We start from the raw sequence: 23,887 nt of genomic DNA, 5'->3' as shown, positions 1-23,887 counted from the left end.
GGGACCGTTCACGGACGCGGATCGAGCCCGCCGCGGCGTGCGAGGCGGCCCTGTTCCGCGTGCCAGCGCGCGTCCGCGACGGCGCGTGCCAAGCGCCGGATGCGCCAGCGCCGGTACAGCGACAGGACCGGGTTGCCGCCGAGACCGGCCTGATGCCGGCTCAGGCGTCGCAGCAGGTCCGGCAGCTGCGCCGAGGCCGCCTCGCCCGTGGCGATGTCGATGGCCCGCATTTCCGCCCGGAGCCCCGCCTTCCAGTCGTCCATGACGCCCGCCTCCGCGATCATCGCCCGCCCCCGCGGCCGGCCGGAATTCCCAACAGCCCGCCCGCCGTCTCGCCCGCGGCATGAGTACACGCCGGAAAACCCTCCGTTCCGGATCCGGGTTTGCGCCGCAGGTGGTCCGCCCGGCGGACCGGACTGGAGGATACGGCCGATGCGATCCAGGACAACGTACCGCTGCACGCTGGCGCTCCTGCTCGGGCTCGCCGCCGGGCCCGCGCTCGCGCAGAGCACGGGCTACGTCACGGGTTTCCCGGGCAAGGATCCCGCGGGCGACGAGGAGATCGGCTGGGGGCCGGCCTACCGGCCCGAGACGAGCTTCGCGCAGCCCGGCACGCCGCCGACCCCCGGCGCGATCGCCGGCCGCGCCTATCGTGCCCGGACCGGGCTCGGCGTCTACGACCGGGTGCAGGGCGACGGTCTGTACCGGGGCCGGTAGCGGGCCGCACCGCGGTTTCAGGGCGCCGTGGACCCGCCGCGAGAGGATGGGGTTGAGGCGCGAGAACCTGTCCCGATCGCTCTGGAACGGTTTGATAGGGCGGCGGCTCCGAACGCGACAGCCGCGCCATCGCCCCCTCTCCCGTGCGGGAGAGGGTTGGGGTGAGGGACAAGAGGCCTCTCGGTCGAGCGCGCCATTGCCGCTCGGCCAGACTGCGCTTCGTTCGGACAGACCCGATCCCTCACCCTGTCCCTCTCCCGCACGGGAGAGGGGACCAGCGCCGCGTGCGGAACGCGCTGAACCGGCCCTAGCGCCGCCGCAGGGCCCGCTTCGCGGCCGCGCGCGCGTCCCGCTCGAACCGGGCGAGCCGGAGGCGCCGCTCCAGCGAGATCACCTGTCGACCGGGCGGGACCGCGATGATCTCGGCGACCGGAACCCGGTCGCGGTAGAGACCTTCCAGCGCCGATCCTTCCAGCGTCGCCGAGTCGAGCCGGTCGGCGAAGCCGGTCTCGTGGCAGGCCCGCACGATCTCGGCCTCGAGCAGCAGGCCCGGGGCGTGGCCGCGCAGATCCTCGTCGTAGGCGGTCTTCAGCAGGGTCGCGGTGCCGCCGCTGACCAGGGCGAGGCTGACGGCGACAGGCCGGCCGTCGAGGGTCAGCGCGTCGGCCCGGACGGCGACCGGGCCCGGAACCGCGGTGAACAGCGCCCTGGCCAGCGCGGCGCCCTCGGGCCGGCAGGCCATGGCGGTGCCGGCCTGCCCCTTCCAGCCGGCGCGCTCCAGGTCGAGGAAGGCCGCGACGAGGCGGGCGAGGTCCGATCCGCCCGTGGCGCACGCGTGGGCGACGGTTCCGGTCTCCGACAGGCGGCGCGCCCGGCGGCGCAGATCCTTGAAGCGCGCCCGGCCGGGATGGTCGGCGAGGAACGCCGCGTGGTCGGCGCGCCGGTCCATGACCGGGCGGTCGAAGCCCGCCACCGTGCCGATGGCCCAGCCGCGCGCGCGCATCGCCGCGAGCATCTCCGGAACGGCGCCCTCCCCGGTCGGCAGCAGCGGCCAGCGCCAGGGGCATCCGCCGGAGGCGGCCTCGAGGCCGGCCACTAGGGCCAGCGCGTGCGCGGCCCGGTCCGGACCGTCGGCGACCAGGGGAGCCGTGGCGGTCACGTAGGGCGAGAGGAAGGGCCGCAGGACCCGGCCGCCGAGGCCCGTCAGGTCCCGGGCCTCACGGTACGGGAGCAGCCCGACGAGACGGTCGCCCGCGCAGACCGTGACGTAGCGGAGGGCCGCCGGCAGCAGCCCGGCGGTCCGATGGGCCTCGATGACGTGCCGGGAGAAGTGCGGGTGCGCCGCGGCGCCCGCCGCGACCAGCGCGTCCCAGGCCTCCGGCTCCGGCGCGTCGCCGAGGGTGACGACGGCTCCGGACGGCGCGCGGAGGGGGCTCGCGGCGATCATCGGACCGCTCCGGCGGCCCAGACCGGTGTCGGCAACCCGTGGATGCGCCCCGCGGCGCGCGCGAGCAGGGCGGCCCGGCCCACGCTCGCCACCGCGACCGCAACGGCCGCGCCGAGCGTCCCGAGCGCCGGGACCAGGGCGAGGCACAGGCCGGCGGCGGCGAGGAGACTCCCCGCCGTGATGCCGGCGCAGAGCCGCTCCCCGCCCAGCATGGTCAGCAGATCCTCGCCCGGGCCGAACAGGCTCGCCCCGACGCTGCCGGCGATCAGGATGCACAGGATCGGCACGCTGTCGCCGAGACCCGGCCCGAACATGGCCAGCAGCAGGGGGCTGACGGCCAGGATCGCGCCGCCGACCACGAGCGTCGCGGCCGCCGTCAGACGGCCCTGGCGCCGGACCAGCTCGGCGAGGAGGAAGCGGTTGGCCTGCGCCTGGGCGGCGCTGTAGCGCTGGAGCGTCGCCGCGCTGACCGCGTAGTGCACGAACACCACGAATTGCTGGATGCGGGTCGCCGCGAAGTAGATCCCGACCTCGGCCGGGCTCACCAGGGCGCCGAGCACGATCACGTCGACGAAGGTGAAGCCGGCGTTGGCGAGGTCGATCGCGGCGATCGGCAGGCCCGTGCCGAGCCACGTGCGCCACCGGTAGCGGTGCGGCCCGGCCGGCAGCTCCCGCCGGAGCCGCGCGGCGAGGAGGGCGGCCTGCAGGGCGGTCGCGACCGCGGCGGCGACCAGCATGCAGGCCATCGCGACCTCGGCACGGGGCGGCGCGCCGAGCAGGATCGCCGCGACCATGCAGGCCATCATCAGAGTCTGGCGCAGCAGGTAGGGCGGCGCGATGGCGAGCCCGACCCAGTTCTGGCTGCGCGCCACACCCTCGAGGTAGTCCTGGAGCGCGAAGAGCGGCATCACGCAGAGCGCGACCAGGATCGGTGCCCAGTAGGCGGGGGCGAACAGGTCCGGCTCGAGCGCGAGCAGCGCCGCGCCGAGGCAGGCGACGGCGAGCGCCGCTCCGCCGGTCACGAGGGCGCCGGCCCGGATGTAGCCGCGCGCGAGGTCGAGGTCGCCCTGCGCCTGGTCGCCCGGCACGAACCGGCAGGCGCCCTGCGAGAGGCCGAGGGTCAGGGTGTGGCCCAGCATCGCGGTCCAGACCCAGACCGACGCGAAGATCCCGTAGGCGTCCCAGCCCATCAGCCGCGCCGCGAGCACCTGGGCGCCGTAGGCGAAGCCGGCCGACCCCACGCGGATCGCGAAGACCGTCAGGGCCGCCCGCTGCGGGCCGCTGCGCAGCGCCCGGAGGTGCCGGAGCGCGAGGACAGGGAGGGCCGTGGCTGACACTACGCGCTCCGCGCCGGTCCCGAACTCGGCGGGAGGCCGATCTCTGGCCGTCCGGTCTAGCCCGGGGCGCGTTGCGGCTCGGTTAAGGGCGGCTGGGCCGGGGCCGCCTTGGGCTCCTTGGGCGCCTCGGTCCGCATCAGCGAGGTGGCGATCGTCAGCGCCACGTGCTCGGCCATGCAGCGCAGGCCGAGGTCGTTGAGCCGGAACTGGCGGCCGAGCATGTGACCCTCGCCCTTGTCGCTGCGGTGCGACAGGTACTGCAGGGCCTCGTAGCGCCGGACCAGCGGCACGCCCTGCTGGGTCGCGACGCTCCGGACGGCCTCGACGATCCGGTTGTAGTCGACGTCGGCCGCCATGCTGGCCGTGTAGATCGGGTCGACCAGCACCACGTCGATCCCGTGGGACCGCATCCAGCCCACGGCCTCGGCCAGCGCGCTCGCGAAGGCGTCCACGTCGACGCGGGCGATGGCGTCGTGGGTGCCGACCTGCCAGACGACGAGGTCGGGCTCGGCCTCGGCCACCATGGTGCGCAGGCGCTCGGCGGCCCCGGAGGCGATCTCGCCCGGCAGGCCGCGGTGGTCGATCACCACGTCGACCTTCGGCAGGGCGTGTTCCAGCGCGGCCTCGAGCTTGGCCGGGTAGGAGGCCGAGGCGCCCGGCGCCGCGCTGCCGCCGATCGCCAGGATCTTGAGCGGACGGTTCTCCGCCAGCGCGGCCTTGACGGCGCCGAGCTGGGCGACGCTGTAGAGCTGCGCCCCCGGGACCCGGCATTCCTGCGACAGGGCCGGATCGTCCGCCACGGGGCCGGCGGCCTGCTCGGCCGCGGCCGAGCCGCCGGAGCCCGACAGCAGGAGCACGGCCAGCGCCGCGGCGAGCCGAGCCCGCGTCATGCGCGGGGTCGCGACGATCTGCTGCGGCTGCGCCATTCGACGAACCATGCCGTAAACCCCAGCCCGACGAGGCCCGAGCCGGCGACCAGCATATCGATCAGCGCGCCGCCGCCCGTCTGGAAACGCACGAGCTGCCCGATCAGGCTCAGGATCGAGCCCATCGAGAAGACAGCCAGTGAATTCCGGCCCATCTGACTCAGATAACCGACGACGCGGCCGATTCGGGGGGCGAGCACCGCGTAAAGCGGTGCAAACGCTAACAATACCCCCAGGAAATGAACCAGTCGCGCCGGGGTCAGGTAAGTCTTCTCGAACGTGAACAGTAGGCGCGGCTCCGGAACGAGCATCGGATCCGGGCGGATCTCCGTCACGGCGAGCACGATCCCGAGGAGAACGATCACGACGCCCGCCGGGATCAGGCGCCGCGACCAGCGGCGCAGGGCGTCGGAGCGGAGGTTCCAGCCCTGCAGGACGAAGCCCAGGACGAGCAGGAGCTGCCAGCAGAGCGGATCGAAGAACCAGTCGCCCTCGCCCGGCCAGGACGGGACGTTCCACCCGAAGACGAGGCTCGCGAGATAGACGCTCACGGACAGGCCCAGGGCCGCGAGCAGGCTGAAGCGGCCGACCAGGACGAAGACGGGCGCGATGCCGATCAGCAGCACGTAGAGCGGCAGGATGTTGAAGTAGCCGAGCTGGTAGGTCAGCAGCGCCATCCCGCAGACCGACTGGATCGGGTCCGCGAAGAAGCCGCCGGCATTGTGCCACTCGAGGATCAGCGGGTTGTCGAGCAGCAGCGCCGCCCCCGCGATGATCGCGAGCGCCAGGAGCATCACGGTCAGCTGCGCCCGGTAGACCTCGACGGTGCGGGCGAGGAGCCGCACCACGCTCCGGCCCGGCGGCTCCGGGTTGCCGTCGCGCCCGCGGGTGGCGATCCCGATCGACCAGCCGGCCAGGAACACGAACAGCTCGGCCGCGTCCGAGATGCCGTACTGCGAGAAGGTGTAGCGCTCGAAGGTGTTGCCCGGGATGTGGTTGATGAAGATCGTGATCAGGGCGAAGCCGCGCCAGAAGTCGATCGCGTTGGGGTCCCGCATCGTCGCGGCGGCTCCGAGTTTCGACGCATCAGGATGGCGGCGGCGGGAACGCGGCCCCTGATACGGCGCCGCATCGCTTCTGCAAAGGCGAACAAAGGTGGGGATCGCGCGGCCCGATCGAACCGGACGGTCACACCCGCGTTATGGCCCGGCACGGAGTTCCGCACCCATGACCCGCCCCCTCACCGCCCTCGGCCTCGCGCTCCTCCTGCCGGTCCTGGCGACCGGCCCCGCGCTGGCTCAGGCCCAGACCGGAACCGGCGGCGGCCCCGCCTCCACGGCGACCGCCCCCAACACCTCGTCGGTCGGCCGCGTCATGCCGCCGAGCCGCGGCGCCGCTGCCGAGACGCCGGACGACCGGCGCGTGCGGACGCCGCGCGAGGCGAAGAACGACAAGCTCATGCGCGGTATCTGCATCGGCTGCGCCCCCCGATAAGGGGGGCGGCGACGGGGCGGCGACCCCGCGCCGCCGGCGGCGCTACTTGCCGCGGCGCAGGCGCAGGTCGTCCTCGCTCTCGCGGGAGAGGCGCAGCAGGTTCTGCCCGTAGGCGGTCTTGGCGAACATCTCGCCGCGGGCCACGAGCTGGTCGCGGGTGATGAACTTCTGCAGGTAGGCGATCTCCTCGAGACACGCCACCTGCAGGCCCTGCCGGTTCTGCAGGGTGCGGACGAACTCGCTCGCCTCCAGCAGGCTGTCGTGGGTCCCGGTGTCGAGCCACGCGTAGCCGCGCGACATGCGCTCCACGTGCAGCTGGCCGCGCTGCAGGTAGGCCTCGTTGACGCTGGTGATCTCCAGCTCGCCCCGGGCCGAGGGCTTCACGTCGGCGGCGATGTCGAGCACCTGGTTGTCGTAGAAGTACAGGCCGGTCACCGCCCAGGTCGATTCCGGGTTCTGCGGCTTCTCGACGATCTTCGTCGGCCGCCCCGACTTGTCGAGGTTGACGACGCCGTAGGCCTGGGGGTTGTCGACGTGGTACGCGAAGACGGTCGCGCCCTGCTTGCGGCTCGACGCGCGCTCCAGGAGCTCGCCCATGCCGGCGCCGAAGAACAGGTTGTCGCCGAGGATCAGCGCCACGTCGTGGTCGCCGACGAAGTCGCGCCCGATCACGAAGGCCTGGGCGAGGCCCTCCGGCCGCGGCTGCAGGGCGTAGGAGAACTTGAGGCCGAACTGCTCGCCGGTGCCGAACAGGCGCTTGTAGTTGTCGAGGTGCTCCGGCGACGAGATGATCAGGATCTCGCGGATGCCGGCGAGCATCAGCACCGAGACCGGGTAGTAGATCATCGGCTTGTCGTAGACCGGCAGGAGCTGCTTGTTGATCGACAGCGTGGCCGGGTGCAGGCGCGTGCCGGATCCGCCGGCCAGAACGATGCCCTTCATGGCTTGGAAACTCCCTCTGAGACCGGCCCGACGAGCCGGTCCAGGATGTCGTCGAGCGCCGCCTGCCAGGGCCGCGGCGCGATGCCGTAGGCGGCCGTGAGGCTGTCGGTGGACAGGCGCGAATTGGCCGGCCGCCGGGCCGGTGTCGGGTAGGCGGAGGTCGGGATGCCCTTGACCGGCACGGAGCGCCCGCCGCGCCGGGCCGAGCCCGCCACGATCGCCTCGGCGAAGCCGCACCACGTGGTGTCGCCCCGGTTCACGCAGTGGAACGTGCCGGTCGGCGCCTCCGGATCCGCGGCCATGGCCTGCGCGATCGTCGCGAGGGCCGCGGCGAGGTCGGCGGCCGAGGTCGGGCACCCGTGCTGGTCGTTCACCACGGTCAGCGCGTCGCGCTCCGCCGCGAGCCGCAGCATCGTCTTGACGAAGTTGCCCCGGTGCGGGCTCACCACCCAGGCGGTCCGCACGATGGCGTGGCGCGGGTTGCCGGTGCGCACCGCCAGCTCGCCGGCGGCCTTGCTGGCACCGTAGACGCTCTGCGGGTCGATCGGCGCGTCGGGCGCGTAGGCCCCGTCGGGCTTCGTTCCGGCGAAGACGTAGTCGGTCGAGACGTGCACCAGCGGGATTCGCTTGGCGGCGGTCGCGGCCGCCAGGATCGCCGGGGCCAGCGCGTTGAGGTGCCACGCCGCGACGACGTCGGACTCGGCCTTGTCGACCGCCGTGTAGGCGGCGGTGTTGATCACCGCCCGGTAGTCGCGGGCGGCGAGCGCCGCCGCGACGGCGTCCGCGTCGGTGATGTCGAGATCCGCGCGGCCCGGCGCGTGGACGGTGACGCCGTCCGGCCAAGTCAGGGCCTGCAACTCGGTGCCGACCTGGCCGGCGCCGCCGAGGACGAGGACGTCCATCAGCCGTTGAGCCCCAGGCGCTCGCCCTTATAGCGGCCCTCGCGGATCGGGCGCCACCAGCCCTCGTTGCCGAGGTACCACGCCACGGTATCCTCCAGCGCCTGCTCGAAGGTCTTCTGCGGGCGCCAGCCGAGCTCGGTCTCGGCCTTGGTGCAGTCGATCGCGTAGCGCCGGTCATGGCCCGGGCGGTCGGCCACGAAGCTGATCAGCTGATCGTGGGGCGCGCCCTGCGGGCGCAGCCGGTCGAAGGCCGCGCACAGCGCCTTGACCACCGCGAGGTTGTTGCGCACCGCGCGGCCGCCGAGCAGGTAGGTCTCGCCGATCCGGCCGCGCTCCAGCACGGCCACGAGGCCCTTGGCGTGGTCCTCCACGTGGATCCAGTCGCGCTCGTTCAGGCCGTCGCCGTAGACGGGCAGCTTCTTGCCCTCGAGGGCGTTGAGGATCATCAGCGGGATCAGCTTCTCGGGGAAGTGACGCGGCCCGTAATTGTTCGAGCAGTTGGTCACCAGGACCGGCAGGCCGTAGGTCTCGTGCCACGCGCGGGCGAGGTGGTCGGAGGCCGCCTTCGAGGCCGAGTAGGGCGAGCGCGGATCGTAGCGGCTCTCCTCCGTGAAGAACGCGTCCGGCGGCAGCGAGCCGTAGACCTCGTCGGTGGAGACGTGGAGGAATCGGAAGGTCTTCCTCTCGGCCTCCGGCAGCGTCTCGTAATGGCCGCGGGCGCCGTCCAGCATGGTCTGCGTGCCGATCACGTTGGTGCGCACGAAGGCGCCCGGGTCGGTGATCGAGCGGTCGACGTGGCTCTCGGCGGCCAGGTGCATCACCGCCTCGGGCTTGAAGTCCGCATAGGCCTTCTGCACGGCGGCGCGGTCGCAGATGTCGGCCTCGACCAGGCGATGGCGCGGGTTGTCGGCGAGCGGCGCCAGCGAGACCGGGTTGGCCGCGTAGGTCATCGCGTCGAGGGTGCAGACGTCGTGGCCGAGATCGTTGACGAGGTGCAGCACCAGCGCCGAGCCGATGAAGCCGCAGCCTCCGGTCACCAGGATGCGCATGGCGGATTACCTCTTCGGATCGATCGAGAACTGAGAAAGCCGGGGCAGCCTAAGACCGGCCGTCGTGACAAAATTGCGGCCGGGCCGCGCTCTTCAGAAGACGCGGCCGAGATCGGCGAGCTTCGGCGCCCGGCGATCCTTGTCGGACAGGATCGCCGCCTCGCCGGAGACCGGCCACGGGATCCCGATCGCCGGATCGTTCCAGAACAGCGCGCGGTCGTGCTCGGGGCTGTAGTAGTCGTCGACCTTGTAGGCGACCATGACGTCGGGGGTCAGGGTGCAGAAGCCGTGCGCGAAGCCGTGCGGGATGTAGAGCTGCTCGCCGTTCTCGGCGTCGAGCGTGACGGCGACGTACTTCCCGTAGGTCGGCGAGTCGCTGCGGATGTCGACCGCGACGTCGAGGATCGCGCCCTGCAGCACGCGGATCAGCTTGGCCTGCGCGCGGGGGGCGATCTGGAAGTGCAGGCCGCGGACCGTCCCCTGCGGGGCCGAGAAGGACTGGTTGTCCTGCACGAACGGCGTGGTGATGCCGGCCCGCGCCAGGGTGTCGGCCCGGAAGGTCTCCGAGAACCAGCCCCGCGCGTCGCCGAAGCGCTTCAGGACGATGCGCTTCACGTCCGGGATCTCGGTCTCGATGACGTCCATGCCAGCGCCCTTCTTGCGGATCCCGTCGCGAGGTCCAGCGGACGTCTCCGCGTCGGTCGTTCCGGGTCGCGCGCCCGCCTCGCCGACCACAACCTCGGTGATGCACCGCGACTTCCGGTCATTCGCCGTCCGTGTCAAGGCGTGCGGGCTGCGGTGGCGTGCACGAGGGGAGCCGATGACGGGCGGAGCCGGACCCGCGGTGGACGGCCTGCTGCGTGCCCAGCTGGCCGATCCGGCCTGCACGTGGAGCCTCGGCGGCTACGGAGCCGCCGCCGTGTTCGCGCGGGAACCCGACGAGCCGGCACGGCCCCTCGAGGACGACGCGATCGGGATCCGCACGGCCCGCGGCGCGCTCGCGGTCCGGGCGCATCCGGATCTCAGGCCGTTCGCCTACGAGACCGGCTTCGCCGACGGCTGGAGCCAGACGCTCGCGCTCTGCCTTCCCGAGGCCGCCTGCGCGATGGGCCGGCGCACCGTTCTGACCGAACTGGGTCCCGACGAGGCGGCAATCCGGCCGGAGGACCGCGCCGCGCGCCTGTTCGATCTCGGCCTCGGTCTGCGCGCCGCAGATGCCTGCATCCGGACCGCCGACCCCGCGCGGATCGCCCGCTTGCGGGCGCTGGCGGGCCGTCCGCTCCTCGCCGCCGGCGCCGCGGCGATGCCGTCCGCTGTCATCTCGGGCCTGGACCAGATCGTCATCACCCGCATCGGTCGTGTCGAGGTCTTCGCGCCGGAGGCCGATCGGGCGGCCGCGGGGCCCGGGCCGCGGTGCCACCTGCTGCCGCAACTCCTGCGACTCGCACGCACGCACGCGGCCACCGCGCCGATCCCGCCGGGTTGGATACCCTGCGGGACGCTGCATCCGGCCCATCCCGTGCGGGACGGGGCCGGGCGACCGGTCCCGTTCGATGCCGGGCGCCACGCCGCGTTCGGACGCGTCCTCGACCGATGGGGCGATCCCGCGCTGGTGGCCCTGCGCCGCGCTGTGCTGGACGGCCAGGATCCCGATCCGCCGCGCGCGGGCGGACGGTTCGCGCGCTCGGCGATCCGCGCGGCGCGCGCCCAGCGGGTGGCTATCGTCAGGTAGTGCCGTCCCCGATCGCGTCCTGATGGTTCGGAGAGACGGCGATCCCGGTCGAGACAACCGCGTCGTAACCCCCTCTCCCGTGCGGGAGAGGGTCGGGGTGAGGGACGAGAAGCTTCAGGATCAGGCGCGCTCTCGGGTTGCCGACAGGCCGCGACTCACCCTGTCCCTCTCCCGCACGGGAGAGGGGACCGGCGCCTCGTGCGGCACCGGCTTGGCGATCACTTCGTCCGAACCCAATCCCGGGACCGAATCCAGGCCTCTCAGGGAATGCCGATCATCTTGTGGGTCTGCAGCGAGAGCCGCCAGCGGGCGTCCCGGCGGCAATAGGCGATCGCCGCCTCGGTGCTGGCGACCCGGTCGGGGCCATCCATGGGCTGGAGGAAGCGGTGCTGGAAAGCGAGATCCACGAAGGCCGCGGGATCGGCGTCCGCCTGCGGGTAGACGAGCTTCAGCTCGTGGCCGGAGACCTGTGCGAGGGCGTTGCTCCCCTTGGGGCTGACGCAGATCCAGTCGATCCCCGGGGGCGCCGGCAGCGTGCCGTTGGTCTCGATGGCGATCTCGAACCCGGCCGCGTGGACGGCCTCGATCAGCGGCGTGTCGAGCTGGAGCAGCGGCTCGCCGCCGGTGAAGACAACGTAGCGGTTCGCGGTGCCGCCCGCCCAGGTGGCGGCGATCACGTCGGCGAGGGAGGCCGCGTCCGCGAAGCGCCCGCCGCCCTCCCCGTCCATCCCGACGAAATCGGTGTCGCAGAACCGGCAGGCCGCGGCGGCGCGATCGGCCTCGCGCCCGGACCAGAGGTTGCATCCGGCGAACCGGCAGAACACGGCGGCACGGCCCGCCTGCGCGCCCTCGCCCTGGAGCGTGTGGAAGATCTCCTTGACCGCGTAAGCCACAACCGTCCCAGTCACCGTCGCGCGCGATCCGGCTTGCGCGCCCGGTCTGCACATAAGCCGTGCCGCCCGCGCGGGCCACCGACAACCGCGCCGTGCAGACCCGCGATGTGATCTCGCCTTGCTCTTGCCACGGTAGGCTCGTTCATGCCGAGATGCAGTCCGGCGACCGCCTTCGGCCGACCGGGCTGCGCCGCTCTCCGGCTGGCCGGCCGGAAATCCGACGCCCCCAGGGCGTCGATCCAGGCGATCCTCTGACGAGTCGGGCTCGAATGTCCTCTTCTCTCTACCGACGCCTCACCGTCGGGCTTGCGGCGCTGACGGGTCTGCTCGGGGCAGGCCTGGTCGGGATCGGCGCCGCGAACGCCGTGACGGTGCCGATCCTCGTGGCCGACGTGGATTCGGGCAAGGTCATCTACGCGCAGGCGCCGACCGATCCCTGGTACCCGGCCTCGATCACGAAGCTGATGACGACCTACGTCGCCCTGGACCTCGTCCGCCAGGGCAAGGTCTCGCTCGACTCGATGATCACCATCTCGGCCGCCGCCGCCGCCGAGCCGCCGTCGAAGATGGGCTTCAAGCCGGGCACGCAGCTCACCCTCGACAACGCCCTGAAGATCATCATGGTCAAGTCGGCGAACGACGTCGCCTACGCGATCGGCGAGTCGCTCGGGGGATCCGTCGAGAACTTCGCCGCGCTGATGAACGAGACCGGGCAGCGGATCGGCATGCACGACAGCCGCTGGTTCAACCCGAACGGCCTGCCCGACCCGCGCCAGTGGACCTCCGCCCGCGACATGGCGGTCCTCGCCCGGGCGCTGATCCGCGACTTCCCGGATTCCCACGACCTGTTCTCGATCTCGGCGATCCAGTTCGGCCGCGCCGTGATGGCGAACCACAACGGCCTGCTCGGGCGCTATCCCGGCACGGACGGGATGAAGACCGGCTTCATCTGCTCGGGCGGCTTCAACGTCGTGGCGACCGCCACGCGCAACGGCCGGCGGATCGTCACCATCGTGATGGGGCAGCCGACCCCGCGCGAGCGCGACGTGAAGACCGCCGACCTGTTCGACTACGCCTTCGGCCAGAGCGCCGGCTGGACCAGCCCGACCCTCGACGCGCTGCCGGCCTCCGCGATCCCGGCGCCGCCGGACATGCGTCCCTTCGTGTGCGGCGGCAAGAAGCCCCCGGCCATCGAGGACGGTCCCGGCGCGCTGAGCGCCCCCGGTTCGGCCGCGCAGCTGATCGGCGGCTCGGCGGCGAACTCGCCGGCGCTGGCGCTCGCCGCGTTCTCCAACCCGGCCCTGCGGGCGCGGTCCCTGCCGCCGCGGGCGCCGCTCCAGCCGATCGCCGTCTGGGTCGGTCGCAACCCGGCCGAGGGCCAGCAGATCCTCGAGGCGCAGGAGGCCGAGCAGAAGGCCGCCGCCGCCAACACCCGCGCCGCCAAGCTCGAGGCCGCCAAGGCCAAGCGCGCGGCGGCCCTCGAGGCGGCCAAGCAGGCGCGCGCGGCGCGCCTGGAGCGGGCCGAGGCCGCGAAGGCGGCCGCCAAATCCGCTCCCAAGGTCGCCGCGAAGCCGGGCCACGGCGTGCCGCGGAACGCCAGCGCCTACACGTCGGACGTCACGCCCGGGATGCCGGAGGCCAAGCCCGGTAAGGGCCTGAGCAAGCCGGCTCCGAAGGCGGCCGCCCACAAGCCGTCGCCCGCCAAGGCCGATACGACGTCCCACAAGGCGGCGGCCAAGGCCCCGGCCAGGAAGCCGGCCGCCAAGAAGGCGGCGGCCGACGAGTAGGTCCGCGCGGGTGTCCGTGCGGCCGCCGCGTTGCCGCGGAGGCCGCCACACCCCACTTCGTCGCCCATGTCGCCGCCTCTGTCAGAGACCCCCGCCCCCGCTCCGGACCCGCGCCGCCCGGAGCCGATCCCGCTGACCGTGCTCACCGGCTTCCTCGGAGCCGGGAAGACCACCCTGCTGAACCGGCTGCTGCGCGATCCCGCGCTCGCCGACACGGTGGTGATCGTCAACGAGTTCGGCGAGATCGGCCTGGACCACCTGCTGATCGAGACCGTCGACGAGGACATGATCCTGCTCGGCGCCGGCTGCCTGTGCTGCACGGTGCGGGGCGACCTGATCGCGACCCTCGAGGATCTGCTGCGCAAGCGCGACAACGGCCGGATCCGGCCGTTCCGCCGGGTCGTGATCGAGACGACGGGCCTCGCCGATCCGGCGCCGATCCTGCACGCGCTGATCTACCACCCCTACCTCGTGCTGCGGTACCGTCTCCAGGCCGTGGTGACGGTGGTGGACGCGGCTACCGGCGCCGCGACCCTCGACGCCCATCCGGAAGCCCTGCGGCAGGCCGCGGTCGCCGACCGGATCGTGCTGACCAAGGCCGACCTCGCGGGCGACCTCTCGGGGATCCGCGCGCGCCTCGCGGCGCTCAACCCGGCCGCCCCGATCGTCGCGCCCGACGCCCCCGCGGACACGCTCCTCGGCGGCCTGTTCGGCCTCGACGGCAAGACCGCCGACGTGCGCGCGTGGCTCGGCGACGCGGCCCTGGAGCAGGCGCATCACCGCCACGCCGACGTGAACCGCCACGACGCGTCGATCCGGGCGATCTGCCTGACCAGCGCGGCGCCCGTGCCGCGCCCCGCCTTCGAGATGTTCATGGATCTCCTGCGCTCCGGCCACGGGCCGAAGCTGCTCCGGCTCAAGGGCCTCGTCGCCCTCGCCGACGATCCCGAGCGTCCCCTCGTCGTCCACGGCGTCCAGCACGTGTTCCACGCGCCGGTCACCCTGCCGGCCTGGCCGGATCCCGACCACACCTCGCGCCTCGTCCTGATCCTGCGCGACCTCGATCCGGCCTTCGTGCGCCAGCTCTGGGACGCCTTCCTCGGCCGCCCCCGGGTCGACGCGCCGGATGCCGCCGCCCTGACCGACAATCCCCTGGCGATCCCCGGCCCCTGACGCCGGCGGTCGGCACCGTCCTTGAAGCCCTCGACGCGAGGGGCGCCCCGGAGGCGCCGGATCGTCCCGGATCGGGACGGGTCGTCGAGAGGCAGGACACGCGGATGGCGCGACGCTTCACCGTGATACAGGGCGGGCTCACCGAGCGGCCGGACCGCGCGGCGGATCCGGAAGCCGGAGCCGGTGCCGAGGACGGCGCCGAGGACGGCGCCGAGACCGGGACCTGGCGGGTCGATCTGCGGCGACCCGGTGCCGTCGACGCGGCCTCCGTCGCCGCGTGGCGGGCCATGCTGGTGCGCAACGCGGTGACCGACCCGCTGCGCGACCCGGACCACCTCCTCCCGCTCGCCCAGCACCGCCCGGCCGGTCGTCCCGTCGCCGTCGCCCTCGCCTGGAGCCGGGACGCGCGCGACGGCCCCGAGACGCTGCGCGGCGTGGTCCCGCTGGCGATGCCGCATCCGGTCTGGGGCCGCCGCGCCCGGCCCTGGGAGCCCGCCGAGCCCGACGCGGCCGCCCTCGTGGAGCGCGCGGCCGCGGAGGCCGTCGACCGGGCGCTGCGCGAGCGGCTCGGGGCGCTGCGCCGCCCGCTCCGTCTCGTCGGCCAGTCCGCGCCCGCCCCGGAACCGGAGCCGCGGCGCCCTGTCCTGGCGGCCAGCCGCCCGGCGCGTTCCCGGCCGATCCCGGCCGGGAACCTGCTCGGCGTGCGTCCCGAGGGCTGGGAGCCCGCGGAGACCGAGATGCTCGCCGTCACCGAGCCGGAAGCGGTCCGCGACGCGGTCGAGACCTTCCTCGCCCTCGACGCCCGCACGGCCGCGCGGCCGATCATCGCCGACCCGGCCGAGGCGTCGCTGGTGCGTGTGGTCACCCGGCTGTTCGCCCGCCGCGGCGCGCTGCGGGTCGAGTTCCGCCGTCGGGCCGGCGCGGTGGTCGCCGGGACGCTCCACCTGTGCGCCGGCGCCAACGCGGTGCCCTGGCGCCGCGCCCGGGCCTGAGTGGTCGGTGAGCAGTCAATCCGCCGCGTCCGGGGCGCCTGTCGACGTGGGCGGCGAACCCTAGCTGGCCGACATGACCCGCGACCTGCCCCACGGCGTTCGACCCGCTCCGCGCCGGAAGGCGGCCGCACGGACTGTGCCGCGCTCGCGCGGGGCGGGCGAGGCCGACCGGGTGGCCGCCATCCTCGCGCGCCTCGCCGAGCGGGACCCGGATCCGAAGGCCGGATTCGACCACACCGACCCGTTCCGCGTGCTCGTGACCGTGCTGCTCTCGGCCCAGTCCACCGGCCCGACCGTCTCGCGGATCGCGGACGCGCTGTTCGCCGAGGCCCGCGATCCCGCCGCCATGGCGGCCCTGGGGGAGGCCCGGATCACCGAGATCGTCCGGCCGGTCGGGCTCGGGCCCTCCAAGGCGCGCAACATCGTCAGGCTGTCGGCGGTCCTGCTCGCGGAGCACGGCGGCGCCGTCCCGCGCAGCGCCGCGGAGATGCGCCGCCTGCCGGGGATCGGCCGCAAGAGCGCCGAGGTCACGGCGAACTTCGCCTTCCACGAGCCGGTGATCGCGGTCGACACCCACATCTTCCGGATCGCGAACCGGATCCCCCTCGCTCCGGGCGCGACGGTCGACGCGGTGGCCGACGGCCTCGCCCGAATCGTGCCGGACGCGTTCAAGGACAACGCCCATGTCTGGCTGTTCCGGCACGGGCGCGACACCTGCACGGCCCGGAAGCCCGCCTGCCCCCGGTGCCCGGTCTCCGACCTGTGCGCGTGGCCGGGCAAGGCGACGGCCTAGAGGTTACTCGTCCTCGCCGAAGCGGTTGGCCAGCAGGGCCTCGATGGCGTCGAGGCAGCTCTCCGCGTCCGGGCCGACGGCGGTGACGGCGATGCGTGTGCCCATGGCGGCGCCGAGCGTCAGCAGGCCCATGATCGAGCGTCCGCCGACCGTCTCGCCGGCCCGGGTGACCGTCACGGCGGCGTCGTAGCGCTCCACGGTCTGCACGAACTTCGCGGAGGCGCGGGCGTGGAGGCCCCGCCTGTTGATGATCGGGAGCTTGCGGATAAGGCCGCCCTCCGGAACCGGCGGATCGTCATCGGTCTCGAAAAGCTCGTCCATTGCCCGTGGTGTTTCCCGCCCGATCGGCGGCCCTGGCGGCCGCTCGTCCCGAACCTAAACCATTGACCGGGCGTGTCGATCCCGCAGCCCCGCGGGCGCGGTGGAACGGGCGGCTGTGTGACCGTGCCGGCTACCACTCGTACTCGGCGCCGACGCCGAGGCTGGTGCGGCCGTCGGTCCCGGCCTCGCCCTTCAGCTTGATCCGGCGGGTGACGTCGAAGTCGACCCCGACGGCGGTGTCGGCGGGCTTCGCCCCGGCCTTCACGCCGACGCTGACCCGATCCGAGATGTAGCGCGAGGCGCCGATCGCCGGCCCGCCGCTCGCGCCGGTGGAGACGTCGAGGCTGTCGAGGCCGAGGCTCTTGCGCGCCTGCTCGAACACGTCCGGACCGGCGGCGCCACCCGAGAGCTGGGCGACGGCCTGGGCGAGCTGCAGCGCCTGGAACGGCGACAGGCCGGCCGACGCTTTCTTGAACAGGATCCGCGACAGGATCTCGTCCTGCGGCAGGACCGGATCCGAGGTCAGGGAGAATTGCGGCGCGTCCGCGAAGCCCGAGACCGCGATGCGGGCGGTCACGTCGGTGGCCTTGGTCTCGGCGACGAAATCGAGCTCCGGCGTGGTCAGGCTGCCGGCGAAGGTCAGCCGGCCGCGGCTGAAATCCAGGCGCTGGCCCACGAGCTCGAACTGTCCGCGCCGCAGCGAGAACGCGCCGTTGGCGTTGGGCGACGCCGAGGTGCCGGTCACGCGCAGCGCACCGCCGAGTTCCGCGTCGATGCCGCGCCCGCGCACGAAGATGCGGCTCGGCGCGTCGATCGTCACGTCGAGGGTGGCGTCGAACGGGACGGCCGGCTTCCCGCCCCGTCGCCCGGACCGGGTCGCGGCCTTCCGCTCCGCCCGCTGCGCCAGACGCGCCTTCAGGGCCGGCGGCGTGTTGACGTGGCGGACTCCCGGCAGCGGCCGGATGGTGGCCGGCAGCCGGTCCGGAACCGCGACGTCGATCGACACGACGTTCACCCGGCCGGCGATCCGCGGCGTCCGCGCCAGCGGCCCCGCCAGCGTGATGTCGACGCTCGACACGGCCGTCATCAGAGGGCTCGAGACGAGTTCGGCCTTGTCGGCGACGACGTGGAAATTGCCCGGGAAGTCGGGCGCGAGGGAGACGCGGCCGGTTACGGAGACCTGACCGCCGTTGCGGGCGGTCGCGGTCAGGCGCTCGACCACGACGCTGTCGCCGCGGCCGGTGACGCGACCCTCGATCCCGGTGAAGCGGAGCCCGTTCAGCGGATCGGTGAAGCTCCCGCCGCTCAGCACCGCCGCGCCCTGGGCCCGCGGCGCCGCGAGCGTGCCGGTGACGCCGCCGTCGATGGCGATCTTGCCGGTGACGCTCTGGCCGCCGACGCTCAGGAGGGAATTGGCGAGGGCGGCGTCGAGTGTCCCGCGCGCGCGCAGGTCCAGCGGACCCCCGGCCTCCACGGGCAGCGACCCGGAGACCGTCAGGGCGACACCGCGCCCGGCCGTGACCCGCCCGTCCAGGCTCGCCTGCCCGTCCGACAGCCTGCCCTTGGCAGTCGCGTCGATCGCCGGCAAGCCGGCCTGCCGCGTCTGCGGGGCAACGAGCTTGGCGACGCTGACCGCGTAGCGCCCCTCCGGCCGCGTCGCGGGGCCGCGGAGATCCGCCTCCCCGTCCAGGGTCCCCGAGAGGGCGAGGCTCGGTGCGGCGATCCGGGCGAGCGACAGGGGCAGCGACCGGATCGCCACCTTGAGGTCAAGATCCCGCCCGGCGCGGCCCGCGACCGTGACGCGGCCGGAGCCCGCCGCGATCGACAGGCCGTCGATCACCGCGCCGCCGTCCCGGAGGGTGATCGCCGCCGGCCCGGTGAGGGCGAAGCGGTCGTTGCCGCGGGCCGCCGACAGGCGCTGGATCTCGATCCGCGTGTCCGCGGCCGGGACGACCCGCGCGGCACCGTCGAGCGTGAAGCCGCGCGCCCGGGCGGTGAGGCTCACGTCGCTGAAGGCGGGCGTGCCGTTGGCGAGGAGCCGGATTGCGTCGACCTGCTGGCCGGCGGCCACGAGCCGGTCAGCCTCGACGCGCCCGTCGAGGACCGGGTGGGCGCGCAGGTCGCGTCCCGAGAGGTCCGCGTCGAGCCGCGCGAGGGCGGTCTCGCCGTAGCGGAGACCGCCCCCGGTGGCGCGGACGGTCACGTCCTGGCGGCCGCCGTCGCGGGCGAGGGTCAGTGCGGCGTCGAGGCGGCCCGCGACCGGTTCCGGGACCAGGGGCGCGATGTCTGTCAGGTCGCCGGCCCGCACGGTGAGTGCGCCGGCCGACAGCCACGTGTCGGCCGCGACCGTCGCCTGGCCGGCGACGGAGACCGAGCCGAGATCGAGGCCGAGCCGGTCGAGGACCCAGTCCCCGCCGACGCGCGCGAGGTGCGCGCCGCCGGTCAGCGGCTTGCCGCCGACATCGCCGCCGAGCCGGACCGTGCCGTCCGGCGCGAGGAGCGCGTCCCGCAGGACCGCCTCGACGCGCAGGTCCCGGATCGGCTTGCCGGCCGCGGTGGCGGAGGGCGCCGTCAGGCTCGCGGTCACGTCCGGATGCTCGAGGGATCCGGTCAGGCGCGCGTCGACGCCCGCCCTGCCGGTGAGGCGCCCGTCGAGATCCGCGAGGCTCTTGAGGTCGATCCTGCCGGTGACGTCCGCGCGGGTCGCCGTCGCCTCGCCCTGCAGGGTCGCGGTGACGCCGGAGCCTTCGAGGCGCAGATGGTCGAAGCCGTACCCGTCGAAGGTCTGGGAGACGCGCCCCTGGAGGCTCGGCGCGCGGCCGAGGGTGCGGTCGGCCGCCCGGATCCCGGTGACGACGCCGCTCGTCGTCACGGCGAGGTCGGCGGCGACGGCCTTGCGCGCCGGATCGCCGCTGAGCCGCGCCTTGGCGTCGAGGCTGCCCGCGAGACCCTGGCCCGCGAGGCCCGAGAAGACGGAGAGGTCCGGCAGCGCCGCGTCCACGGTGCCGGTCAGGGTGTTCTGGCCGACCCGGCCGGCATAGGCGGCCCGCGCCGTGTCGGAATCGAGGTTGAGCGCCGCGATATCGAGAACGCCGTCGGCGCCGGCCGAGGCCCGGAGCGTCACGGTGGCCCGGCTGCCGATCGCCCGGCGCAGGGCCGGGTCGGCGAGCTTCAGCCCGTCGACCCGGCCGTCCGCCGCGATGGCGAAACGCTGCGCCGACGGCTCGCCCTGCGGGTCGATGCCGAGGCTGGCCTCGATCCGGTCGAGGCTGGAATTGCGGCTGCGCAGGGCGGCCGCGTCGAGACGGCCCCGGACGGTGGGCGCCGCCAGCGGTCCCTTGAGGCTGCCGTCGAAGACGAGCTTGCCGATCTCGGCCTCGCCGGCCCGGGTGACGTCGCCCTCCGTCGGCAGGGCGCGCGCCTGCAGCGTCAGGTCGGCGATCCGGTCGCGGGTGAGGCTGCCGCCGGCCGTCAGGCGCGCCGTGCGGGAGGTCAGCTCCAGCCGGTCGATCCGGAAGGCGCCGCTATCCGCGAAGGCGAGGCCGCCGTCGAGCTTGGTGGTGCCGGCGAAGACCGCCGCCGCCGGACCGGGCATCAGTCCCTCGATCCGGGCCGCGAGGTCGAGGGCGAGGCGCCGCTCGGATCCGATGCGGGAGATCTTCGCCCCGCCCCTGGCGCCGATGTCGGGACCGGCCGTGAAGTCGAGCTTGGCCCCCCAGGCATCCAGTGTCCCGGTCCCGTCGAGCGCGAAGTCGATCGGCGGGGTGCCGGGCAGGTTGGCGGCCTTCGAGAGCAGGCCGCCCGCCGGCTCGACCAGGTTCGCCTTGAGTTCCAGTCGCTCGCCGTTCGGCACGAACAGCAGCGACAGCAGGAAGCGGCCCGGCGCGTCGAGGCGCTGCGCCCTCGCCTGCAGGTCGAGCCCCTCGCTGGCGGCGCCGAGCTTCGCCCGGCCCTCCGCCGACAGCCGCGCCGGCTGCCCGGCCACCGCCTCGCCCAGCGTCAGCTCGGCCAGCTTGAACCCCTTGATCTCGACCTTGACCGGCAGGTCCGGGAGGAGCCGCCCGTCGGGCTTGGCCTCGGGCGGCGGCGGTCCGGGGATCGGGCGGCGCAGCACGTCGAGATGCCCGATCTCGAGGCTGTCGACCTCCAGCCGTCCCGACAGAAGGGCGAGCCGCCGCCAGACGATGCGGGCCCGGTCGAGCTTCAGCCAGACGCCGTCGCGGTCGCTGATCGCCACGTCCCGGATGGTCGCGTCGGACGACAGCGCGCCGTCGACGGCGCCGATCGCCACCCGCGAGGATGGGGTCGACAGGGCGCGGGACAGGAGGCCGCCGAGGACGGACTTGTCGCCCTCGTCGGCGCGCGTCGCCGCGAGGGTGCAGGGCAGCAGCAGGGCGAGGCAGACCAGGACGAGCGCCAGGCTCAACCGGCCGGGACGGGCGGTCGGACGCGCGGCGCGCGGCGTGAGTCCGGTTCGGAACACCATTCAGAACGCCTGCCCCAGGCTGAGATACAGGACGGCGGGACGCACGTGTCCGCCCTTGTAGGGATCGAGCGGGAAGGCGACGTCCGCGCGGATCGGCCCGATGCCGGTGTAGTAGCGCAGGCCGATGCCCACGGATTTGCGGATCTTCTCGTCGAAATCCGGCGTCGCCGAGGCGAAGGCGGTGCCCGCGTCGAAGAACGGCACCACGCCGATCGTGTCGGTGACCTTGATGCGCGCCTCGAGCGAGGCCTCCAGCAGGCTGCGGCCGCCGATCGGCAGGTTGAAGGGGCCGATCGGCCCGAGGGTTCGGTACGGGTAGCCCCGCACCGAGCCGCCGCCGCCGGCGAAGAACCTGAAATTGTCGGGGATCTCCCCCAGCGGCGCGCCCGAGACCGAGCCGAAGCCGATGCGGCCGGCGAAGATCATGCGGGCCTCGTCGTCGAGGGCGTAGTAGGTGGAGCCCTGCGCCTTGGCCACGACGATGCCGGGCGACGAGATCGCGCCGGGATAGACCGCCAGCGAGGCGATGGCCCGGACGCCCCGCGTCGGGTCCAGGAGGCTGTCGGTGGAATCGTACGTGACCGACGCCGGTACGCCGATCAGCCGGTAATTGACCGTGCCGAGGGCGTCCTTCGACCGGCCTGCCTGCGCGTCGAGCCCGATCTGCGCCGAGAACGTGTCCGAGAACCGGTGGCGGATCGCCCCCGAGACGCCCCCGCCATCCACGAGATAGCTCTGCTGCACCTCGCGGGTGATGAAGGCGTTCGCGAGGAAGTCGTTGCGCGTCCCCCACAGGGCCGGCTGGACGTAGGTCGCCGAGAGGCGCCCGCCGAGGCCGTTCGTGCCGATCCCCGCGAGCTTGCGCTGGTTGGCGAACGGGTCGTTCCCGAGACCCAGATAGTAGATGTCGGCGTCCACCCGGAAGGACTCGCCGCCACCGAACAGGTTGCGGTTGGCGTAGTAGGCCCGCACGCCCGGCCCGTCGACGGTGGAGTAGCGCGCCGAGACGCCCACGAGGTTGCGCTCGCGCTCGGTGACCGCGACGAACAGCGGCAGGTTCCCGTCGGCGTCGAGGGTCGTGCCCTTGCGGACCCGCACGCCGCCGATCCCCTCGATCCGCGCCACCGACCGGCGGATCGCCGCCACCGCCTGGGGCGAGTACGGGTCGCCCGGCTCGGCGTAGATGAAGGACCGGATGGTCGCCGGGTCGATGCCCGGCGCGCCGCTGACCGTGACCGGGCCGAGTCCGGCCACCGGGCCCGGCGCCACCGTGAAGGTCACGTCCATGACGTGGGCGGAATCGTCCACCACGGGGTCGCGCGCGATCACCTTGGCGAAGGGATGGCCCTGCGCGCGGAACTGGTCGACGATCTGCGCTTCCCGCGCCAGCACCGTGGCCGAGCGCGCGGGAACGTCGTCGTCGACGCGGGTGACCCGCGCTGGCAGAACGGCGTCCGGGAACGGGTTGCCCGCCGGATCGCGCACGGTGATCCGGCGCAGATGGTAGAGGGGTCCGAGATCCACCGCGATCCGCACTGGGACGAGGCTGCGGTTGCGCCACGCCTCCGCAGCACCCACCGCCGACGCCGCCTGGCCCGGCACCGGCGCGCCGTCGATCCGGATCGTGACCGTTCCCTGATAGTAGCCGTAGCCCGACAGGACGTCGGCGAGTTTGGCGCGGTCGGTCTCGGCCCGGCGCAGCAGACCCTCGCCGTCGGGCGGGGGCTCCTGCCGCAGGCGATAGAGGGTGGACGTGTCCTGCAGGGCCCGCAGCACGTCGGAATCGTCCGTGCCGGTGATCCGCAGCGTGTACGGAAGCGCTGTCGCACTCGGTGGCGACGGCTCCGGCTCGCTGCCGAACAGGCCGAACAGGTCGAAGGCGCGCGCGGGTTGGCTCCCCGCGGCGACCAGCAGGGCCAGGGCCAGGGCGACCAGCCTCGGCGGCGATGCGCGACGCATCACCGGGCGGGCCGCACGATGAGAGGGAGCGGAGACGCGCAAACCGCGCTCTTCAGCTCCGATCGAGGTCGGCCGTGCCGCCTGCCTGTGAGATCATTGCCGCTCCCCCCTTACGCCGTATCACGACGTACCCCACCGCATCTTAAGGCCAGGTGCCTGCGAGGCCAACACCGCCAAGGTCGCGGCCCGGGGACCGCGCCCGGGAACCGGTTCGGCCGCTCGCGATGAGGCTGGTCAACGACGGGCTCCGACGCGCGTGATGCAGGCGGCACAGACCGCGAACCCGGGGCGGCGCGGTGCTCGGACTCCCCTCCCCTCGCGGAGGGCAGGCCGTGTTCCGGAGCGTGTCCGCGCCACGAGCGGGTCCACGCGACTTACTGCCACAACGCAGAACCCGCCGCGCTGTTAAGCGCGGCGGGTTCTGTGCGTCGGATTTGGTTGCGGGGACAGGATTTGAACCTGTGACCTTCAGGTTATGAGCCTGACGAGCTACCGGGCTGCTCCACCCCGCGCCAAGTCTGTGCGGCTGGTCCGGGTACGCCGGCTCTGGCGAGCGGGCGGCGTGTCCGGAGGCCGGATCGGTGTTCGTGTCGAGGGAATGATTGCGATGGGCGGGTCTGGCGGCGACCGACTCTCCCGTGTCTTGAGACACAGTACCATAGGCGCTGGCGTGTTTAACGGCCGAGTTCGAGATGGGATCGGGTTCTGGGCACGCCGCTCAGGCCACCAGACCGGCGCATCGCAACTTTTTTGGCACTGGGCGTCGCAGGGTGCTGCGACGGCGAGTGCTCAGTTCGGCAAGCATGCAGCGTCTGGCGCTGCGGGTCTTCTTGTTTCGTGTGTCTCTGGCTTCGCCAGCCTTTGCGGCTGCCGAACCAGTCCGGACACGGATCACGAGAGCGATCAAGCCAATCGGGCGATTAGTACCGGTCGGCTC

The 23,887-nt window shown here is 73.5% G+C and carries 20 protein-coding genes, 1 tRNA gene and 1 rRNA gene; 7 read left to right on the top strand and 15 right to left on the bottom strand.

The window, feature by feature from the left end; all coding sequences use genetic code 11:
- Positions 1–8 precede the first annotated feature (8 nt).
- Complete coding sequence (locus ACQKQD_RS25210; RefSeq protein WP_026605077.1) at positions 9–263, bottom strand: hypothetical protein; 255 nt, start codon at positions 261–263, stop codon at positions 9–11.
- A gap of 169 nt (positions 264–432) precedes the next feature.
- On the opposite strand from ACQKQD_RS25210, the gene ACQKQD_RS25205 reads away from it, so the two are divergent.
- Entirely contained in the window at positions 433–717 is a 285-nt protein-coding gene (locus ACQKQD_RS25205) for a hypothetical protein (protein WP_427509890.1), read from the top strand.
- Between the two features lie 307 nt (positions 718–1,024).
- Here the strand turns inward: ACQKQD_RS25205 and ACQKQD_RS25200 are convergent, their stop codons facing one another.
- Genes ACQKQD_RS25200 through ACQKQD_RS25185 form a run of 4 tightly spaced genes read right to left on the bottom strand, consistent with a single transcriptional unit; the run spans position 1,025 to position 5,485 of the window.
- Positions 1,025–2,164, bottom strand: coding sequence for a GNAT family N-acetyltransferase (locus ACQKQD_RS25200; RefSeq protein WP_427509889.1), 1,140 nt, complete (start codon positions 2,162–2,164; stop codon positions 1,025–1,027).
- Positions 2,161–3,501 (bottom strand): lipopolysaccharide biosynthesis protein, encoded by a 1,341-nt coding sequence (locus tag ACQKQD_RS25195; RefSeq protein ID WP_427509888.1) that lies wholly within the window; start codon positions 3,499–3,501, stop codon positions 2,161–2,163. The genes ACQKQD_RS25200 and ACQKQD_RS25195 overlap by 4 nt, the downstream gene beginning before the upstream one ends.
- Positions 3,502–3,557: 56 nt before the next feature.
- On the bottom strand, positions 3,558–4,391 hold the full coding sequence (locus tag ACQKQD_RS25190) for an SGNH/GDSL hydrolase family protein (RefSeq protein WP_427509887.1): 834 nt from the start codon (positions 4,389–4,391) through the stop codon (positions 3,558–3,560).
- The gene (locus ACQKQD_RS25185) at positions 4,388–5,485 is read right to left on the bottom strand and encodes an OpgC family protein (RefSeq protein ID WP_427509886.1); all 1,098 of its coding nucleotides are present in this window, start codon (positions 5,483–5,485) and stop codon (positions 4,388–4,390) included. Before ACQKQD_RS25185 ends, ACQKQD_RS25190 begins: the two co-directional genes overlap by 4 nt.
- 169 nt (positions 5,486–5,654) lie before the next feature.
- On the opposite strand from ACQKQD_RS25185, the gene ACQKQD_RS25180 reads away from it, so the two are divergent.
- Positions 5,655–5,921: a hypothetical protein gene (locus ACQKQD_RS25180; RefSeq protein WP_427509885.1), complete on the top strand. Its 267-nt coding sequence runs from the start codon at positions 5,655–5,657 to the stop codon at positions 5,919–5,921.
- A 42-nt stretch (positions 5,922–5,963) separates the two neighbouring features.
- Here ACQKQD_RS25180 and rfbA read toward each other — a convergent pair whose 3' ends face one another.
- The 4 genes from rfbA to rfbC all read right to left on the bottom strand — a co-directional run bounded on the left by rfbA (position 5,964) and on the right by rfbC (position 9,459).
- Positions 5,964–6,863, bottom strand: a complete 900-nt coding sequence (gene rfbA, locus ACQKQD_RS25175) for a glucose-1-phosphate thymidylyltransferase RfbA (protein ID WP_427509884.1) — start codon at positions 6,861–6,863, stop codon at positions 5,964–5,966.
- Positions 6,860–7,765, bottom strand: coding sequence for a dTDP-4-dehydrorhamnose reductase (rfbD, locus tag ACQKQD_RS25170; protein ID WP_427509883.1), 906 nt, complete (start codon positions 7,763–7,765; stop codon positions 6,860–6,862). The genes rfbA and rfbD overlap by 4 nt, the downstream gene beginning before the upstream one ends.
- A complete protein-coding gene (gene rfbB, locus ACQKQD_RS25165) occupies positions 7,765–8,814 on the bottom strand; it encodes a dTDP-glucose 4,6-dehydratase (protein WP_427509882.1) in 1,050 nt (349 codons plus the stop codon). The genes rfbD and rfbB overlap by 1 nt, the downstream gene beginning before the upstream one ends.
- A 93-nt stretch (positions 8,815–8,907) precedes the next feature.
- Positions 8,908–9,459, bottom strand: a complete 552-nt coding sequence (gene rfbC / locus ACQKQD_RS25160) for a dTDP-4-dehydrorhamnose 3,5-epimerase (protein WP_020094104.1) — start codon at positions 9,457–9,459, stop codon at positions 8,908–8,910.
- A 175-nt stretch (positions 9,460–9,634) separates the two neighbouring features.
- On the opposite strand from rfbC, the gene ACQKQD_RS25155 reads away from it, so the two are divergent.
- Positions 9,635–10,546 (top strand): DUF6925 family protein, encoded by a 912-nt coding sequence (locus tag ACQKQD_RS25155; protein ID WP_427509881.1) that lies wholly within the window; start codon positions 9,635–9,637, stop codon positions 10,544–10,546.
- Between the two features lie 260 nt (positions 10,547–10,806).
- Here the strand turns inward: ACQKQD_RS25155 and queE are convergent, their stop codons facing one another.
- On the bottom strand, positions 10,807–11,439 hold the full coding sequence (queE, locus tag ACQKQD_RS25150) for a 7-carboxy-7-deazaguanine synthase (RefSeq protein ID WP_427509950.1): 633 nt from the start codon (positions 11,437–11,439) through the stop codon (positions 10,807–10,809).
- Positions 11,440–11,708: 269 nt separating this feature from the next.
- Here queE and ACQKQD_RS25145 point away from each other — a divergent pair, with 269 nt between their 5' ends.
- From ACQKQD_RS25145 to ACQKQD_RS25130, 4 genes are all read left to right on the top strand, one after another.
- Complete coding sequence (locus ACQKQD_RS25145) at positions 11,709–13,226, top strand: D-alanyl-D-alanine carboxypeptidase family protein (RefSeq protein ID WP_091979202.1); 1,518 nt, start codon at positions 11,709–11,711, stop codon at positions 13,224–13,226.
- Positions 13,227–13,292: 66 nt separating this feature from the next.
- Positions 13,293–14,399, top strand: coding sequence for a CobW family GTP-binding protein (locus ACQKQD_RS25140; RefSeq protein ID WP_427509880.1), 1,107 nt, complete (start codon positions 13,293–13,295; stop codon positions 14,397–14,399).
- Between the two features lie 104 nt (positions 14,400–14,503).
- Positions 14,504–15,391 (top strand): hypothetical protein, encoded by an 888-nt coding sequence (locus ACQKQD_RS25135; RefSeq protein WP_427509879.1) that lies wholly within the window; start codon positions 14,504–14,506, stop codon positions 15,389–15,391.
- 73 nt (positions 15,392–15,464) lie between these two features.
- On the top strand, positions 15,465–16,184 hold the full coding sequence (locus tag ACQKQD_RS25130) for an endonuclease III domain-containing protein (RefSeq protein WP_427509878.1): 720 nt from the start codon (positions 15,465–15,467) through the stop codon (positions 16,182–16,184).
- Positions 16,185–16,187: 3 nt separating this feature from the next.
- Here the strand turns inward: ACQKQD_RS25130 and ACQKQD_RS25125 are convergent, their stop codons facing one another.
- The 5 genes from ACQKQD_RS25125 to rrf form a co-directional block, all read right to left on the bottom strand.
- Positions 16,188–16,505, bottom strand: a complete 318-nt coding sequence (locus ACQKQD_RS25125) for an HPr family phosphocarrier protein (protein ID WP_020094097.1) — start codon at positions 16,503–16,505, stop codon at positions 16,188–16,190.
- Positions 16,506–16,635: 130 nt separating this feature from the next.
- Positions 16,636–20,991, bottom strand: a complete 4,356-nt coding sequence (locus ACQKQD_RS25120) for a translocation/assembly module TamB domain-containing protein (RefSeq protein ID WP_427509877.1) — start codon at positions 20,989–20,991, stop codon at positions 16,636–16,638.
- Positions 20,992–22,950: an autotransporter assembly complex protein TamA gene (locus tag ACQKQD_RS25115; RefSeq protein ID WP_427509876.1), complete on the bottom strand. Its 1,959-nt coding sequence runs from the start codon at positions 22,948–22,950 to the stop codon at positions 20,992–20,994. It abuts the gene before it with no gap.
- A 435-nt stretch (positions 22,951–23,385) separates the two neighbouring features.
- A tRNA-Met gene (locus ACQKQD_RS25110) sits at positions 23,386–23,462 on the bottom strand.
- 103 nt (positions 23,463–23,565) lie between these two features.
- Positions 23,566–23,681 (bottom strand): 5S ribosomal RNA (rrf, locus tag ACQKQD_RS25105).
- Between the last annotated feature and the right edge of the window lie 206 nt (positions 23,682–23,887).

Origin of the sequence: Methylobacterium sp. NPDC080182 (assembly GCF_050281105.1) — a bacterium.
In the GTDB taxonomy this organism is placed as follows: domain Bacteria; phylum Pseudomonadota; class Alphaproteobacteria; order Rhizobiales; family Beijerinckiaceae; genus Methylobacterium.
Note: the sequence above shows the minus strand (reverse complement) of the source record. Positions and strands in the feature narration are given on the sequence as shown.

Excerpts from the sequence above, each read along its gene's own strand:
- ACQKQD_RS25210 (WP_026605077.1), bottom strand. The coding sequence starts at position 263 with ATGGACGACTGGAAGGCGGGGCTCCGGGCGGAAATGCGGGCCATCGAC.
- ACQKQD_RS25205 (WP_427509890.1), top strand. The coding sequence starts at position 433 with ATGCGATCCAGGACAACGTACCGCTGCACGCTGGCGCTCCTGCTCGGG.
- ACQKQD_RS25200 (WP_427509889.1), bottom strand. The coding sequence starts at position 2,164 with ATGATCGCCGCGAGCCCCCTCCGCGCGCCGTCCGGAGCCGTCGTCACC.
- ACQKQD_RS25190 (WP_427509887.1), bottom strand. The coding sequence starts at position 4,391 with ATGACGCGGGCTCGGCTCGCCGCGGCGCTGGCCGTGCTCCTGCTGTCG.
- ACQKQD_RS25185 (WP_427509886.1), bottom strand. The coding sequence starts at position 5,485 with ATGCGGGACCCCAACGCGATCGACTTCTGGCGCGGCTTCGCCCTGATC.
- ACQKQD_RS25180 (WP_427509885.1), top strand. The coding sequence starts at position 5,655 with ATGACCCGCCCCCTCACCGCCCTCGGCCTCGCGCTCCTCCTGCCGGTC.
- rfbA (WP_427509884.1), bottom strand. The coding sequence starts at position 6,863 with ATGAAGGGCATCGTTCTGGCCGGCGGATCCGGCACGCGCCTGCACCCG.
- rfbD (WP_427509883.1), bottom strand. The coding sequence starts at position 7,765 with ATGGACGTCCTCGTCCTCGGCGGCGCCGGCCAGGTCGGCACCGAGTTG.
- rfbB (WP_427509882.1), bottom strand. The coding sequence starts at position 8,814 with ATGCGCATCCTGGTGACCGGAGGCTGCGGCTTCATCGGCTCGGCGCTG.
- rfbC (WP_020094104.1), bottom strand. The coding sequence starts at position 9,459 with ATGGACGTCATCGAGACCGAGATCCCGGACGTGAAGCGCATCGTCCTG.
- ACQKQD_RS25155 (WP_427509881.1), top strand. The coding sequence starts at position 9,635 with ATGACGGGCGGAGCCGGACCCGCGGTGGACGGCCTGCTGCGTGCCCAG.
- ACQKQD_RS25145 (WP_091979202.1), top strand. The coding sequence starts at position 11,709 with ATGTCCTCTTCTCTCTACCGACGCCTCACCGTCGGGCTTGCGGCGCTG.
- ACQKQD_RS25140 (WP_427509880.1), top strand. The coding sequence starts at position 13,293 with ATGTCGCCGCCTCTGTCAGAGACCCCCGCCCCCGCTCCGGACCCGCGC.
- ACQKQD_RS25135 (WP_427509879.1), top strand. The coding sequence starts at position 14,504 with ATGGCGCGACGCTTCACCGTGATACAGGGCGGGCTCACCGAGCGGCCG.
- ACQKQD_RS25130 (WP_427509878.1), top strand. The coding sequence starts at position 15,465 with ATGACCCGCGACCTGCCCCACGGCGTTCGACCCGCTCCGCGCCGGAAG.
- ACQKQD_RS25125 (WP_020094097.1), bottom strand. The coding sequence starts at position 16,505 with ATGGACGAGCTTTTCGAGACCGATGACGATCCGCCGGTTCCGGAGGGC.
- ACQKQD_RS25120 (WP_427509877.1), bottom strand. The coding sequence starts at position 20,991 with ATGGTGTTCCGAACCGGACTCACGCCGCGCGCCGCGCGTCCGACCGCC.
- ACQKQD_RS25115 (WP_427509876.1), bottom strand. The coding sequence starts at position 22,950 with ATGCGTCGCGCATCGCCGCCGAGGCTGGTCGCCCTGGCCCTGGCCCTG.